Consider the following 13,855-nt stretch of genomic DNA (forward strand, 5'->3'; position numbering starts at 1 on the left):
CCTTGTCTTCCCGCCTTTACGGCGCCGCATCGGACTGCCCCGCTGGGCCGCGCATGCGGCCTGTCTGCAAGAGGGAATTTCATGCGCGGCATTCTTTCCGCTTTTCCGGCTGCCCCCAACTGGCTGGCCTGCGTCCTGGTGGCGGCGCTGTATTGCGCGTCGGCCTGGCTGGGCAGCCGTCTGCTGATGCTGGAGCTGGGAATGGACAGCGTGGTCTGGCCGCAGCCGGGCCTGGCGCTGGCGGCGATGCTGCTGCGGGGCCGGCGGATATGGCCCGGCGTGCTGCTGGGCGCGCTGCTGGCCGAGGGCTGGCAATGGTCCGCCCTGATCGACGGCCTGGGCTGGCTGCTGCCGGCCTGCGGCGTGGCGCTGGGCGTGCTGGCGCAGACACTGCTGGGCGCCTGGCTGGTGCGGCGCCATATTGGCCGCGGCAATCCGCTGGACAGTTTCAGCCACTGCCTGCTGTTTTTCGTCATCGTGGTGGCGATGACCCTGCTGGGCACGCTGATCGCCATCGCCAGCCTCTATCTGTCCGGCCAGCTGCCGCAGAAGCAGCTGGTGGCGGAAGGCTGTCTGCGCTGGCTGAGCAGCGGTTGCGGCGTGCTGCTGTTCGGCAGCATGCTGCTGATTTTCCACCGCCACCGCTGGCCCAGGGTCGGCCGCGAAATCTGGTACGAGATGCTGGCCTATTTCGGCATGGTGACCCTGCTGACCGCCAGCATCTTCGTCTGGTGGCACCCGACGCTGGACACCACCTATCCGCTGGACATGCTGGTGCTGCCGCTGGTGGCCTGGGCGGCTTTCCGCTTCACCCCGCGCGAGGTGGTGCTGGCGCTGCTGCTGATCATGACGCTGGCGCTGTGGGGCACCCGCCACGGCGGCGGCCCCTATCTGGGCTACTCCGCCTACAGCACGCTGATCATCGTGCAGACCTATATCGGCATCCTGACCGTGGTATCGCTGTGCGTGGGGGCGCTGATGAGCGAGCAGCTGCGGATCAAGCAGGAGCTGGACCGCCAGCAGGAACTGCTGGAGCAGCAGGTGCGCATTCGCACGCTGGCGCTGGAGCAATCGCACGCCGAAGTGCTGGCCCTGTCGCGGGTGGACCCGGTGACCGGCATCGCCAACCGCCGCTGCTTCGAGGAAAGCCTGGACGGCGAATGGCGGCGCGCCCGCCGGTTGGGCGCGCCGCTGGGCATGCTGATGATAGATATCGACTACTTCAAGCTGTACAACGACCACTACGGCCACGTCAGCGGCGACTACTGCCTGCGCGAGGTGGCGCAGTCGATACGCAGCAGCGTGCGCCGGCCGCAGGACCTGGTGGCGCGCTACGGCGGCGAGGAAATCATCTGTCTGTTGCCGGACACCACCGAGGACGGAGTGGCCTGCGTCGGCGAGGCGGTGCTGGAAGCGGTGCGCGATCTGCAACTGCCCCACGTCGGCTCGGCGATCTCCGCCATCGTCACCATCAGCGTGGGCGGCGCCTCGGTGCTGCCGCGCGAGACGCCGGACAGCCGACAGCTGGTGGAAGCCGCCGACCGCCAGCTGTACCGCGCCAAGCAGCAGGGCCGCAACCGGATGGAAATCGCCGGCGACGAACCGGACCCGTCCACCGGCTGAGCCGGCCCCGGACGCTCAGCGCGTCTCCGCCGCCATCCGGCGGAAACGCTCCTCCAGCTGCCGCAGCACCTGCAGCGCGCTGTCCAGCTGCTGCGGCTCTATCCCCTCCAGCGCCTGGAGAAAAAAAGCCTGCCGCTGCGGCGCGGCCTCGCGCAGCAGCGCGTGGCCTGCGGCGCCCAGCGTCACCAGGGTCTGGCGGTTGTCGGCCGGATCGGTGCTGCGCGTCACCAGCTGCTCCGCCTCCAGCTGCTTCAACTGACGGGTGAGCGCGCCGGGGTCCATCTGCAGATGGCAGGCCAGCCGCTTCTGGCTGGCCGTTTCCAGCTCTTCTAGCGATTTCAGGATGCGCCAGCGCGGCAGCGCATGGCCCACCCGGCTTTCGAAGGCGCCGTACATGGCGCGGCTGCTGCGGCCCAGCTGTTGCAGCAGATTGGGCGTAGTGTCAGTCATGTTGCGGCTCCTGTGGCGAAACCGCGGAAGACAGCACCACCGCCGGCACCTTGCTCGCCAGCCACAACCCCAGCAACAGACCGCCGGCCACCAGCCACTGGCTGAAGTGGATGGCGTCCACCAGCAGCTGGCGGGTGCACGCCAGCAGCCGCTCCGGCCCTACGGCCGCCGCAGCGTGGCGGAACTGCGCCAGGCTGTCGGGATTGAGCAGGGTCTGCGGATCGGCCAGCCAGCGCAGCCAGGCTTGCGCATGCTGCGTGGCCAGCATGCCGGCCACGCCGTGCTGGAACTGGTGGCTGACCACCGCTCCCATCAGCGCGGTGCCCAGCATGCCGCCTATCATCCGCGTCGACTGCAGCATCGCGGTGGACACGCCCAGTTGCCGGCGCGGCGCCAGTTGCTGGACGAAGATAGTCAGATTGGGCATCAACAGGCCCAGGCCCAGGCCGCCCATCACCATATTGGCGATGATCAGCCAGTGAGCGGTCTCCGGTCCGGCCTGGCTCAGCAGCGCCGCCGTCAGCGCGAACATCAGCAGCCCCACGCTCAGCAAGCGGGTAGGGTGGCGCAGCCGCTGCACGATGCGGCCGTTGAGCATGCTGCCGATGGTGATGAACACTACCAGCGGCGTCACCAGGATGCCGGCGTGGTTGGGCGACAGGCCGAAACCGGCCTGGAACATCAAGGGTGCGTAGTACATCACCGCGAACATGCCGAAGCCCATCAGCAGCGACAGGCCGAACAGCGGCGCCAGGCCGCGGTGGCTGAGCATGCTGGGCGGCAGCAGAGGATTGGGACTGCGCTTTTCCCACCACACCAGGCCAACCAGCGCGGCCAGGCTCAGCGCGGCCAGCGCGCTCAGCAGCCACGGCGACTTGTGTTGCGGCAGCCACTCCACCGTCAACTGCAAGGAGCCGAGGAACAGCGCGATCAACGCCGCGCCCTGCCAGTCCAGCCGCGAGGGCGCGTGCGCCGCATGGCGGATCACCGGCAGAAAGCGCCAGACGAACCACAGGCTGACCACGCCCACCGGCAGGTTGACGAAGAACACCCAGCGCCAGCCCAGGTATTCGGTGAGGAAGCCACCCAGCGAGGGACCAATGGCGTTGGCCAGGCCGAAGGAAGCCGACAGCATCACCTGCCAGCGCAGCCGCTCGCGGGTGTGCGGGAACAGGTCGGGCACGCTGGCGAAGGTGGTCGCCACCAGCATGCCGCCGCCCACGCCCTGCAGCGCGCGCGCCAGCACCAGCTGCAGCATGTCCTGCGCCAGGCCGCACAGCATGGAGGCGGCGGTGAACAGCACGATGGCGGTCAGCACGAAGGGCTTGCGGCCATGGTCGTCGCCCAACTTGCCGAAGATGGGCACAGTGATCACCGAGGTGAGCAGGTAGGAGGTGCCGACCCAGGCGTAAAGCGAGAAGCCGCGCAGGTCGGCCACCACGGTCGGCATCGCGGTGCCGACCACGGTCTGGTCCAGCGCCACCATGATCAGGACGAAACACAGGCCCAGCATCGCCAGCAGGCGCTGGCGGAAATCCAGCGCGCTGGCCTGGCTGGAAGGATTGGAGGGAGCGTTCATGGTTGATGAGTCAATAGTTGCTATAGCAAGCATTTTGCCGGACAGCCGCCCCGGCTGTCCAAACCATGATGGTTAAGAAATGTGACGGCGCTTTAGTAGCCCTGCCGGGTCAGCCAGCTGGCTTCCTCGCTGAGAGCGACGGTGCCCACCAGCCAGTCGCGGAAGGCGCGCACCTTGGGTAGCTCCGCCAGTTCGTGCGGATACACCAGGTAGTAAGCCCATTCGGTTTCCAGCACAGTGTCGAACGGAATCACCAGCCGGCCGCTGTCCAGGTCCTGGGTCACCATCGAGGCCTGCGCCAGCGTCACGCCCATGCCGGCCACCGCCGCGTGCAGCGCGTACTCCAGCGCGTCGAAAGTGACGCCGCTTTCCGGATTGACGCCGGTCACGCCCGCCAGCTTCAGCCAGCGCTTCCAGGTGTTTTGGTCGCGCCAGGGATGCAGCAGGGTGTGGTGCTTGAGGTCGTGCGGTGTGTGCAGCGGATGCTTGCCGGCCAGCAGGCTGGGCGAGCATACCGGGATCAGCTTCTCGCGGCAGATGCATTCCAATCTGAGGTCGGCGGCGGCCTCGGGACTGGACAACCCCACCACCGCCAGGTCGTACTCGGCGCGGTTGAACGGCTTGTTGTGGATCAGCTGGGTCAGCAGGTGCAGCGTGTATTCGGGGTGGCGGGCCTGGAAATCGGCCAGGTTGGGCAGCACCCAGCGCATCGCCGGCGTCGGCGGCATCCGCACCCGGAGGTCGCTCTGGCGCAGCCGCAGCGCCTCGCTGGCCTCGTTCAGCAACTGGAAGGCTTCGCGCGCCGGCTTGAGCAGCGCCTCGCCCTCGGCGGTAAGGGCCAGGCCGCGGGCCTGGCGGGTGAAAAGCGTGGCGCCGTAGTACTCTTCCAGCGTCTGCACATGGCGGCTGATCGCCCCCTGGGTCAGGCTGAGCGCGGCGGCGGCGCGGGTAAACGACAGGTGTTCGGCGGCGACTACAAACACGCGCAGGGCATTCAGCGGAGGCAGCTTCATGCTGTTACATGCCTTTTCTTCATAGTTTTCATGAGATTAACTGCTTTGTGTAAAACCGCGCCGCCACGTATGCTGGGGCTGGTGTTGTCGCAAGCTGCGGCAACATGGCGACGGCAGCCGGTATGCATAGGACTCACGCCAACCATGCATAATGGTTGATTCTGGCACAGCTTTCGCCGCTCGGCATCCTTATTGTCTGACAGGATGCCTGCCTGCACTCTCGTATCGATTTGTTGTTGCCAGTCCACGTTGGCATGAGCGGGCTCCCTGGGGAGTCCGATTTTTTTGCCCGCGGCGGAAAACGGCAAGAAAAATGCCGCCGGCCAATCAGGCGGGCGGCATCGCGGCCGAAGCCGGCGCGGCTCAACAACCCTGGTTCAACGCCATTTCCAGGCTCTTCTGGTAATGCTGCTGCGACTGCTGCTCCTTGCCGGTGGCCTCGAACAGCCGCGCCAGTTCGGCGTGCGCGCACAAGGTCGGCTGGATCGAGACGCTGGCCTCCAGATAGTTCTGCGCCTTGCCCCACAGTTGCTGCGCCTGTGCCAGGCGGCCCAATGCCAGCAGCAGCCAGTGGTCGCGCGGCCGCTGCTTCAGCCAGCCTTCGGCGTTCTTCAGCAGCTCCAGCCGCTTTTCCACGCTCAAGTGGTTGGCCAGCTGGCCCAGCTCGCGCGCCAGCTCAGGCAATTCCATCTCGTCGCTGGCCAGCGCGCCGGCCAACAGCGTGGCGGCGTAGTCGTACTGCTGCAGCTTGATCAGATGCTTGACCACCTGCTGCAGCAATTGCGGGTTGCCGCGTTCGGCTTCCGGTATGCGGCGCAGCCAGTCGCGCACTTCGCGCTCGCCCAGCATGCCCGCCAGCTGTTGCTGATAGGCGGCCAGCCGGTAGCGGCGCGCCTGTTCCGGCTCCACCGCGTCAGCCTTCAGCAGTTTCTCGGTCAGGCCGAGGATGGCCTCCGGCTGTCTTTGCAGCAAGCGGACCTTCAACTCCAGCTTGAGCGCGTTGGTGAGGTTGGGCGACAAGGCGCGCGCGCGCTCGATCGCCGCCAGCGCGCCCAGCGCGTCCTTGTCCTCCAGCCGCAGCTCGGCGTCCAGCATATGGCGCGCCAGCTGCAGCCGCTCCGGCAATTGGTCCAGCTGGACGAGATATTCGTCGCGCTTGGAGCCGGCGCCTGCCGCGCCGGCGGAGCGGGCGGCGATCAGCAGCGCCAGCGCGCGGTTTTCCGGCGCGTATTCATCGCCCAGCGACTTGGCGGCTTCGCGCTCGGCCTTCTGGAAGCGGCCCTCGAAGAAGGCGATGCCGGCCTCGCGCAGCGCGTGGCGCGCGGCCTTCAGCTTCTTCTGGCGCTGGAAGCGCTGCACCTGGCGCGGCAGATCGGTGGCCAGCGCGATCAGACGCAGGGTCAGGTGGGTGACGACGATCAGCGCGATCACCAGCACGATCATCAGGTTGAACGACACCTCCATCCGGTACGGCGGCAAAAACAGGATGGCGTAGCCGGTATTCAGGGTGGAGGCCAGCCCCACCAGCACGGCCAGCGCGAACAGGCCGGTAATCCACAATGCGAATTTCACCGTTTACTCTCCGCTGTTGCCTTGGGCATCGCGCACCGCCTTCAGGCTGGCGGCCATGTCGGGCAGGCTGATGTCGAGCGGCGCGCCTTCCAGTTCGGATAGCGTCGCCAGCCACTGGGTGGTGGCGGCGGCGTCGCGGTCGAAATAGCGCTGCACGTAGCCGCGCGCGGCGGCGACGTCGGCGGCGTAGGTCTTGCCGTCGCGCTGCATCAGCGCCAAGCGGGCGTCCAGCAGGCGCATCTTCAGGTTTTCCCGCAGGAAGAAAGCCTGCTCGGGCGACAACAGCAGCGCCTCGGGCTTGTCCATGCGGCGGATATGGATCAGCTCGCCCAAGCTGGCGCTGATCTCGGCGGAAAGGCGCTCCCACCACGGCACGCCGGCCGGCAGCGCCGCCGGCTGGGCGGCGTGGACGCCGCCCAGCCGGTGGGCATCCACCACCAGCGGCAGCGAGTCGACGCCCAGCATCAGCCGGTCGATCTTGACGGTGAGGCCGACGCTGTCCAGATACGGCAGCGCCTTCAGTTTTTCCAGATCGGTGGCCACCGCCTTCTTCACGCCTATCAGCTGCGGGCGGTCGAACTTGGCCAGCCGGGCGTCGACCATCTCCAGCGCCGACACCGCGGCGCCGACATTGCCGGCCAGCTGCAGCTGCTGGCTGGCGATGGCCAGCGTGTGCTCGATCTCGGACAGCAGCCAGTCGGTGCGGTTCTTGGTCAGTTCCTGGTACATGCCGTTGAGGGTGGCGTACTGGCCGGCGGCCTCGTTGACGCGGGCCTCCACCAGCGCCAGCTTGCCGTCGGTGGCGCGCGCGGCCAGCATCGCCTGCTCGGCGATGGCGCGCTGCTCCTTGCCGGCGCCGCTGCCTTCCGCCAGCCGGCGCGCCAGCTCTTGGCGCATCGAGTCCAGCTGCTGCTGGGTGGTGTAGAACTGCCAGCTTGCCACGCCCAGCGCGGCGACGGCCAGCCACAGGGCCAGGCTGGGGCGTTTGCGGGCAGGGCGCGGCGGAGCCTGGACGGCTTCGTTGATCTGGGATTCGCTCATGGGTGACGACGGAACCATTCTTTGAGGCCGGCGACCAGTGCGGCATCGTCGGCTCGGGTTGTCACGATGCGTGTCGCGCCGAACGCGGCCAAGCGCTCGGCGATGCGCGGATGCGGCACGCAATATAGCAGGCATTGTAGCGTCCCCGCCCGACTCGGGCCAGCCAGTCGGAACAATTGCTCTACCATTTCGCCTGAGGTGAGGACGATGGCATCCGGCGGCGCGGCGTCGAAGGCGTGCCAGTCGGGCGCGCCGTCTACGCGGCGGTAGACCTCGGCCAACGCTACCTGCGCGCCGCGCTCGCTCAGCGTGTCGGCCAACAGCCCCCGGCCGCCGGCGCCGCGCACGATCAGCCAGTTCTGGCCCCGCACCTCGGACAGCTCCGGCAACGCCAGCAGGGCTTCGCTGTCGCTGCCGTCGCGCGGATGCAGCACCGGCTGCCCGGCAAGCGCTTGCAGGCGGCGCGCGCTGGACGCGCCGACGCAAGCCAGGCGCTTGCCGGCCAGGCTTTGGCCCGACAAGGCCGGCCAGCCGGTATCGATGGCGCTGGGGCTGACCCAGAACAGCGTGTCCGCCTGCTGCGCCTGCCATGGCAGGGCGGCCAGCGCCGCCGGCTGCGGCATGATCTCCAGCAGCGGCAGATGCTCCGCCTGCCAGCCTTCGGCCCGCAACTGCGACAGCAAGCCGGCGGCCTGGACCGGCGGACGGGCCACCATGACGCGCGTCACCGCGCCAGCGCCTGTTGCAGTTTCAGCACCGTGGCCCAATTGCGGGTGGTGACGCTGTCGCCCGTCCTCTGGTTGAAAGCCTGCAGCAGCTTGCTGTCCAGAATGCTGTCGGCGCTCCAGAAATAGGCGGCGTGGCTGCCCAGCGCCAGGCGCTCGGTGCCGGTCTGCCGCTCGGTCAGATCGTGGCAGGCCTGCAACGCCGCTGGCGCGGCGCTGAACGCCACCAGCAGACGGGAAGGGTTGCTGGCGATGTCGCGCAGCGGATTTCCCGCGATGATGGCCGGCAGGGCGTCGGCGCCCAGCGTGATCACCCGGGCGGAAAAACCGAAGCGGGCGGCGATGCCGGCTTCCAGATCGGCGGCCAGCGCGGCCGCCGATGTATAGCGGCACAGCAGATTGCCGCTGTTGAGCACGGTAACCGCGTCCTGGCCGCCCAGTTCCGCCGCCAGCTGGCGCAGATCGGCCATCGCGATGCGCTTGGCCTTGCCGACATTGATGCCGCGTATCAGTGCGATGCAGTGCTCCATGCCAGCCTCCCTTTATTGAATGGTCCTGTCCTCAGCGCGGTTCGGCCAGCACCGCGTCTATCAGCGGGCGGGCGCCGTCGTCGATCAGCTTCTTCGCCACCGCGCGGCCCAGCGCCTCGGCGTAGTCGGCCGGCGCGCTGGCGCTGGCGGTCAGCACCACCGAGCCGTCCGGATGCGCCACCAGGCCGCCCAGCGTCAGCGTGCCTTCGCTCAAGGTGGCGAAGGCGCCCAGCGGCACCTGGCAGCTGCCGCCCAACTCCTTGGCCAGCGCGCGTTCGGCCATGGTACAGGCGCGGGTTTCGGCGTGGTTGAGCGGCGCGAGCAATGCCACTAGATCGGCGCGGCCCTCGCGGATTTCGATGCCTAGCGCGCCCTGTCCGGCGGCCGGCAGGCTTTCCGACGGCGCCAGTTCGCTCTTGATCCGTTCCGCCAGGCCCAGGCGCTTGAGGCCAGCGGCGGCCAGGATGACAGCGTCGAATTCGCCGTCGTCCAGCTTCTTCAGCCGGGTCTGCACATTGCCGCGCAGCGGCTTCACCACCAGCTGCGGGAAGCGGGCGCGCAGCTGCGCCTCGCGCCGCAGGCTGGAAGTGCCCACCACGCTGCCAGCCGGCAGTTCGGCCAGGCACTGGAAACGGTTGGATACGAAAGCGTCGCGCGGGTCTTCGCGCTCGCACACCGCCGCCAGCGCGAAGCCGTCCGGCAGCGTCATCGGCACGTCTTTGAGCGAATGCACCGCCAGATCGGCGCGGCCCTCGGCCAGCGCCACCTCCAGTTCCTTGACGAACAGGCCCTTGCCGCCGATCTTGGACAGCGTCTGGTCGAGGATCTGGTCGCCTTGGGTGGTCATGCCGAGGATTTCCACCGCGAGTTGCGGATACAGCGCTTGCAGGCGGGCCTGGATGTGTTCGGCCTGCCACATGGCCAGCCGGCTTTCGCGGCTGGCGATGACGATCTTGTCCATGAAACCGGGTCCCATCGGAAGGGGTGAAGTCAGGCGACGATTCTACCACGCCGCCAGCATGGACTTGGCCGACATGTTGCTGCGACGCAGCAAGATCAAGGCCGATAGCCGGAAATTGCCGTAGTCTCCCCACTACGGCGCGCAAGCTGCTTATGATGGCCATTCGATTATGACAGGTGATGAATCGGCATTGGCGCAGTGCCGATTGATGACCAGTCGAAAACAGGGATGAAACATGAGCGAACAAGACAAGGACCTGCCGCTGCGGGCGGATCTGGCCTGCCTGGACCGGCTGCTGGCCGAAGTGGTGAACGAACAGGAAGGCCCGGTGGTGTACGGCGCGGTGCAGGCCATCGCCCAGCGCCGCGGCGATGAGCGCAGCCACCCGCTGCCGCAGCTGGCACCTGAAGCCGCCGCCTCGCTGCTGCGCGCCTGCGGCCTGTACGCGCAGCTGTTCAACATCGCCGAGGATCTGCACCACAACCGCCGCCGCCGCGCCCACCAGCTGGCGGGCTCGCTACCGCAGCAAGGCAGCCTGGCCCGCGCGCTGCACAAGCTGCGCCAGGACGGCGTCAGCTTCCACAGCCTGCATCAGCTGCTCAGCCACGCCCAGGTCGGCGCCATCCTCACCGCCCACCCCACCGAAGTGCAGCGGCAGAGCGTGCTGGACGGTCATCGCGCGGTGCGGCGCTTCCTGTCCCAACTCAACGCCGCCGATCTGACTCCTGAAGAGCGCGAGGAGCTTGAGGCCAAACTCAAGCGGGTGATCCTTGGCCTGTGGCAGACCTCGGAAATCCGCCATTTCAAGATGACGGTGCGCGACGAGATCACCAACGGCGTCGCCTACCACCCGCTGGCCTTCTTTGAGGCGCTGCCGGCGCTGTACCAGCGGCTGGAGCGCGCAATCGGCCAGCTGTGGGGCGAGGTGCCCTGCCTGCCGTCCTTCATCCGCGTCGGCAGCTGGATAGGCGGCGACCGCGACGGCAATCCCAATGTCGACGCCGGCCTGCTGCGCCAGGCGGTGACGCGCCAGGCGCAGCAGGCGTTCGAACACTATCTGCGCGAATTGCAGAGCCTGTATCGCGAGCTGTCGCTGTCGTCGCGGCTGGTGAGCGCCAGTCCGACGGTGCTGGAGCTGGCGGCGGACTCGCCGGACGGCGCGGTCAGCCGCAGCGAAGAGCCGTACCGCCGCGCGCTGGCGACGATGCAGGGCAGACTGCGCGCCAGCGCCCAGCAGCGCGGCGTCGAGCTGAACTGCCGCTGGGACGAACGCCAGCCTTATGACAACCACCACGCGCTGGCGGCCGATCTGGCGGCTCTGTCCGACTCGCTGCACGCGCACGGCAGCGCGCTACTGGCCGAAGGCCGCCTGGCCAGCCTGATCCGCGCCGTCGATGTGTTCGGCTTCTTCCTGATGCCGCTGGACCTGCGCCAGCACGCGGCGGTGCACGAGGGCGCGGTGGCCGAGCTGTTCAGCGCCGCCGGCCTGGAGGAATACCGGGCGCTGGACGAGGCGGCGCGGGTGCGGGTGCTCACCCGCGAGCTGGCCACGCCGCGGCTGTTGTATTCGCCCTATCTGCGCTACAGCGCCGAAATCGCCAAGGAGCTGGCCATCTTCCGCGAAGCGGCGGCGATCCAGCGCGAGTTCGGCGTCGACGCCATCGGCCAGTGCATCATCTCCAACTGCGCCAGCGTCAGCGACATCCTGGCGCTGGCGCTGCTGTGCAAGGAGGCCGGGCTGATCCGGCAGGAAAACGGCGCGCCGCGCGCCAGCGTCAACCTGGTGCCGCTGTTCGAAACCATCGCCGACCTGGAAAACAGCAGCGCGGTGATGGCGGCGCTGTTCGCCCTGCCCTGGTACCGGCAGTTGCTGGACAGCCGCGCGCGGGTGCAGGAGGTGATGCTGGGCTATTCTGACAGCAATAAGGATGGCGGCTACCTGACCAGCCAGTGGCAGCTGTACCAGGCCGAAACCCGGCTGGTGAAGTGTTTTGACGAGGCCGGCGCGCGGCTGCAACTGTTCCACGGCCGCGGCGGCTCGGTGGGCCGCGGCGGCGGGCCATCCTACGAGGCCATCGTCGCCCAGCCGGCCGGCAGCGTGGCCGGCCGCATCCGCATCACCGAGCAAGGCGAGGTGATCACCGCCAAATATTCCGATCCGGCCATCGCCGGCCGCAATCTGGAAGCATTGGTGGCCGCCACGCTGGAGGCCAGCCTCGGCCATGCGCCGGGCGGCGAGACCGACATCCAGCCATTCGAGGAGCTGTCCTGCACCGCTTTCGCCGCCTACCGCGCGCTGGTGGAAACGCCGGGCTTCATGCAGTACTTCCTGGAGGCGACGCCGGTGACGGCGATCGCCAAGCTCAATATCGGCAGCCGCCCGGCCTCGCGCAAGAGCCTGTCCGCCATCACCGACCTGCGCGCCATTCCCTGGGTGTTTTCCTGGTCGCAGTCGCGGCTGATGCTGCCGGGCTGGTTCGGCGTCGGTTCGGCGGTGGCCGCCTATGTGCAGAAGCACGGCGACGCCGGTCTGGCGCGGCTGCAGGGCCTATACCGCCATTCGCCGTTCTTCCAGGTGATGCTGTCCAATATGGAACAGGTGCTGGCCAAGGCCGACCTGGGCATCGCCCGCCGTTTCGCCGGCCTGGTGGCCGACCGCGAACTGGCGGCGCGGCTGTTCGGCATGATAGAGGCGGAATGGCAGAAGACCCACGACGCCTTCTTCGCCATCAGCGGCCAAAACGCATTGCTGGAGGGCAACCCGACGCTGCGCCGCAGCCTGGAAACCCGGCTGCCCTACCTGGACGCGCTGGGCCTGCTGCAGATCGACCTGCTGGCCAAGCTGCGCGCCGAGCCCGAAGATGAAGACACGCTGCACGCCATCCACCTGACCATCAACGGCACCTCGGCCGGCCTGCGCAATACCGGCTGAACGTAAAAAAATCCGCGGCCCGGCGCGAAGCCGTAACCGCGGCAGAATCCATGGCGCCAGCCCCATGGCAGGCGGACGCCTGGACGGAGAGCGCTCAGCGCAGCTCGGCCACCTTGCTTGCCTTGGCGGCTGGGCCGTCGCTGCCCAGCTCCACCGCGTAGGCCAGCGCCAGCTGCGAGAACTTCAGCGCATGGCGCGCCTGGTTGCCGGAGCTGGCCAGGGTGTCGCTACTGCTGTGGATATAAGGGTTGGACTTGTCGAAGCTGGACTCGAACGGGAAGGACGCCGGGTAGCCCTGCGCGTGCCACGAAGCGTGGTCGGAGCAAGCGTAGCCGCACTGGCTGTAGCCGACTTTCAGGTTGGGCAGATAGGCCTTGGCCAGATTGGCGAGGAAGGTATTCTGCGCCGCGTTGGTGTAATCGGTGAACAGAAAGATGTCCTGCGCGTCGCCCTGATAGTTGGTCATGTCCAGTTGCAGCGCGCCCACCACCTTGACCTGCTGCTGCTTGAAGCGCTTGGCGATGTCGGACGAGCCGCGCAGGCCCACCTCCTCCGCCGCGTAGGCCATGAACTTGATGGTGCGGCGCGGCTGGTAATTGCTGGCCAGCAGCACGCGCGCCACCTCGGTCAGGCTGGCCACGCCGGAAGCGTCGTCGTCGGCGCCGGGGGCGCGGCTGTTTTCGCCGGTGCCATTGCCTACCGTAGAGTCCAGATGGCCGCCCAATACCAGGGTTTCGGCGGCGTTGTCCGTGCCCTTGATGGTGAGAATCACCGATTTCTGCGGCCAGCTGGCGTGGCTGAACTGCTCCACCGTGACATCGCTGCGGCTGCCGGCGAGCTGCTTCCACTGGCTGGCGATCCAGTTGGAGGCATTGACGCCGTGGCTGGTGGTGTAGAAACGGTTCTGGTAGCCGGACAGCGACTGGATGGTGCCGAGGATGTTGCTGTCCTGCAGCTGCGGCAACAGCTTGTTCACCGTCGCCTGGTTGTCTATCGCATAGCTGGGCGCCAGCGTGGCCAGCGCGGCGGCGGGCCCCCTCAGCGAAGCGCGCGCTTCCTGCAGGCTGGGGTGGACGATGAAGCCGCCGCAGTGGCGCAGGTTTTCATGGATGGCGTCGGACAGGCGCGGCAGCAGCGCTTCGTCCACGGCCACCAGATGCACGGTCTCGTCGGCCTCGCCCTTGGCCAGCGCGCTATTGGGCGCCAGCTTGCGGCTCTCCTGGCTCTTGATGCCGGCATCGAGCTTGCGCAGCAGCTGGTAGCCTTGTTCTCCCAGCGAAATCCAGACCGGTTGCGCGGCCTGAGCGGTGCCGGCCAGGCTCAGCATGGCCAGCAGTATGGTTTGACGCAGTTTCAACATGTATGGTGCTCCCGAGCGGAGGCCGGCGCCTCCCGGCGCCGGCACTGCTGTCAGATGCGGCCCCGGACG

General features: G+C 67.9%; 11 protein-coding genes. 2 read left to right on the plus strand and 9 right to left on the minus strand.

Annotated elements, in window-relative coordinates:
- The first annotated feature begins 81 nt into the window (after positions 1-81).
- Positions 82-1,623 carry a sensor domain-containing diguanylate cyclase gene (locus BI347_RS00420; RefSeq protein ID WP_071115069.1) on the plus strand — a complete coding sequence of 514 codons (1,542 nt, stop codon included), beginning with the start codon at positions 82-84 and terminating at the stop codon, positions 1,621-1,623.
- A gap of 15 nt (positions 1,624-1,638) precedes the next feature.
- On the opposite strand, the gene BI347_RS00425 is transcribed toward BI347_RS00420, so the two are convergent.
- The 8 genes from BI347_RS00425 to hemC all read right to left on the minus strand — a co-directional run bounded on the left by BI347_RS00425 (position 1,639) and on the right by hemC (position 9,494).
- Positions 1,639-2,073 carry a MarR family winged helix-turn-helix transcriptional regulator gene (locus BI347_RS00425; protein ID WP_071111742.1) on the minus strand — a complete coding sequence of 145 codons (435 nt, stop codon included), beginning with the start codon at positions 2,071-2,073 and terminating at the stop codon, positions 1,639-1,641.
- The gene (locus tag BI347_RS00430; protein ID WP_071115070.1) at positions 2,066-3,652 is read right to left on the minus strand and encodes an MDR family MFS transporter; all 1,587 of its coding nucleotides are present in this window, start codon (positions 3,650-3,652) and stop codon (positions 2,066-2,068) included. The genes BI347_RS00425 and BI347_RS00430 overlap by 8 nt, the downstream gene beginning before the upstream one ends.
- 92 nt (positions 3,653-3,744) lie before the next feature.
- Entirely contained in the window at positions 3,745-4,665 is a 921-nt protein-coding gene (gcvA, locus tag BI347_RS00435; RefSeq protein ID WP_071111740.1) for a transcriptional regulator GcvA, read from the minus strand.
- 363 nt (positions 4,666-5,028) lie between these two features.
- Positions 5,029-6,237 (minus strand): heme biosynthesis protein HemY, encoded by a 1,209-nt coding sequence (locus BI347_RS00440; RefSeq protein ID WP_071115071.1) that lies wholly within the window; start codon positions 6,235-6,237, stop codon positions 5,029-5,031.
- A gap of 3 nt (positions 6,238-6,240) precedes the next feature.
- On the minus strand, positions 6,241-7,278 hold the full coding sequence (locus BI347_RS00445; RefSeq protein WP_071115072.1) for a uroporphyrinogen-III C-methyltransferase: 1,038 nt from the start codon (positions 7,276-7,278) through the stop codon (positions 6,241-6,243).
- Positions 7,275-8,006 (minus strand): uroporphyrinogen-III synthase, encoded by a 732-nt coding sequence (locus tag BI347_RS00450; RefSeq protein ID WP_083338605.1) that lies wholly within the window; start codon positions 8,004-8,006, stop codon positions 7,275-7,277. The genes BI347_RS00445 and BI347_RS00450 overlap by 4 nt, the downstream gene beginning before the upstream one ends.
- On the minus strand, positions 8,003-8,533 hold the full coding sequence (locus tag BI347_RS00455; protein ID WP_071115073.1) for a DUF1697 domain-containing protein: 531 nt from the start codon (positions 8,531-8,533) through the stop codon (positions 8,003-8,005). Before BI347_RS00455 ends, BI347_RS00450 begins: the two co-directional genes overlap by 4 nt.
- A 31-nt stretch (positions 8,534-8,564) precedes the next feature.
- On the minus strand, positions 8,565-9,494 hold the full coding sequence (gene hemC / locus BI347_RS00460; RefSeq protein WP_071111735.1) for a hydroxymethylbilane synthase: 930 nt from the start codon (positions 9,492-9,494) through the stop codon (positions 8,565-8,567).
- A gap of 235 nt (positions 9,495-9,729) precedes the next feature.
- Here hemC and ppc point away from each other — a divergent pair, with 235 nt between their 5' ends.
- Positions 9,730-12,426 (plus strand): phosphoenolpyruvate carboxylase, encoded by a 2,697-nt coding sequence (gene ppc / locus BI347_RS00465; RefSeq protein WP_071115074.1) that lies wholly within the window; start codon positions 9,730-9,732, stop codon positions 12,424-12,426.
- Between the two features lie 94 nt (positions 12,427-12,520).
- Here the strand turns inward: ppc and BI347_RS00470 are convergent, their stop codons facing one another.
- On the minus strand, positions 12,521-13,786 hold the full coding sequence (locus BI347_RS00470) for a M28 family metallopeptidase (RefSeq protein WP_071111733.1): 1,266 nt from the start codon (positions 13,784-13,786) through the stop codon (positions 12,521-12,523).
- Positions 13,787-13,855: the final 69 nt, after the last annotated feature.

The sequence above is a fragment of the Chromobacterium sphagni genome (assembly GCF_001855575.1).
GTDB classification, from domain to species: Bacteria; Pseudomonadota; Gammaproteobacteria; order Burkholderiales; family Chromobacteriaceae; genus Chromobacterium; species Chromobacterium sphagni.

What these genes read in the sequence shown, in the direction of transcription:
- BI347_RS00420 (WP_071115069.1), top strand. Translation starts at nt 82, where the DNA reads ATGCGCGGCATTCTTTCCGCTTTTCCGGCTGCCCCCAACTGGCTGGCC.
- BI347_RS00445 (WP_071115072.1), bottom strand. Translation starts at nt 7,278, where the DNA reads ATGAGCGAATCCCAGATCAACGAAGCCGTCCAGGCTCCGCCGCGCCCT.
- BI347_RS00470 (WP_071111733.1), bottom strand. Translation starts at nt 13,786, where the DNA reads ATGTTGAAACTGCGTCAAACCATACTGCTGGCCATGCTGAGCCTGGCC.
- BI347_RS00425 (WP_071111742.1), bottom strand. Translation starts at nt 2,073, where the DNA reads ATGACTGACACTACGCCCAATCTGCTGCAACAGCTGGGCCGCAGCAGC.
- BI347_RS00430 (WP_071115070.1), bottom strand. Translation starts at nt 3,652, where the DNA reads ATGAACGCTCCCTCCAATCCTTCCAGCCAGGCCAGCGCGCTGGATTTC.
- ppc (WP_071115074.1), top strand. Translation starts at nt 9,730, where the DNA reads ATGAGCGAACAAGACAAGGACCTGCCGCTGCGGGCGGATCTGGCCTGC.
- BI347_RS00455 (WP_071115073.1), bottom strand. Translation starts at nt 8,533, where the DNA reads ATGGAGCACTGCATCGCACTGATACGCGGCATCAATGTCGGCAAGGCC.
- hemC (WP_071111735.1), bottom strand. Translation starts at nt 9,494, where the DNA reads ATGGACAAGATCGTCATCGCCAGCCGCGAAAGCCGGCTGGCCATGTGG.
- gcvA (WP_071111740.1), bottom strand. Translation starts at nt 4,665, where the DNA reads ATGAAGCTGCCTCCGCTGAATGCCCTGCGCGTGTTTGTAGTCGCCGCC.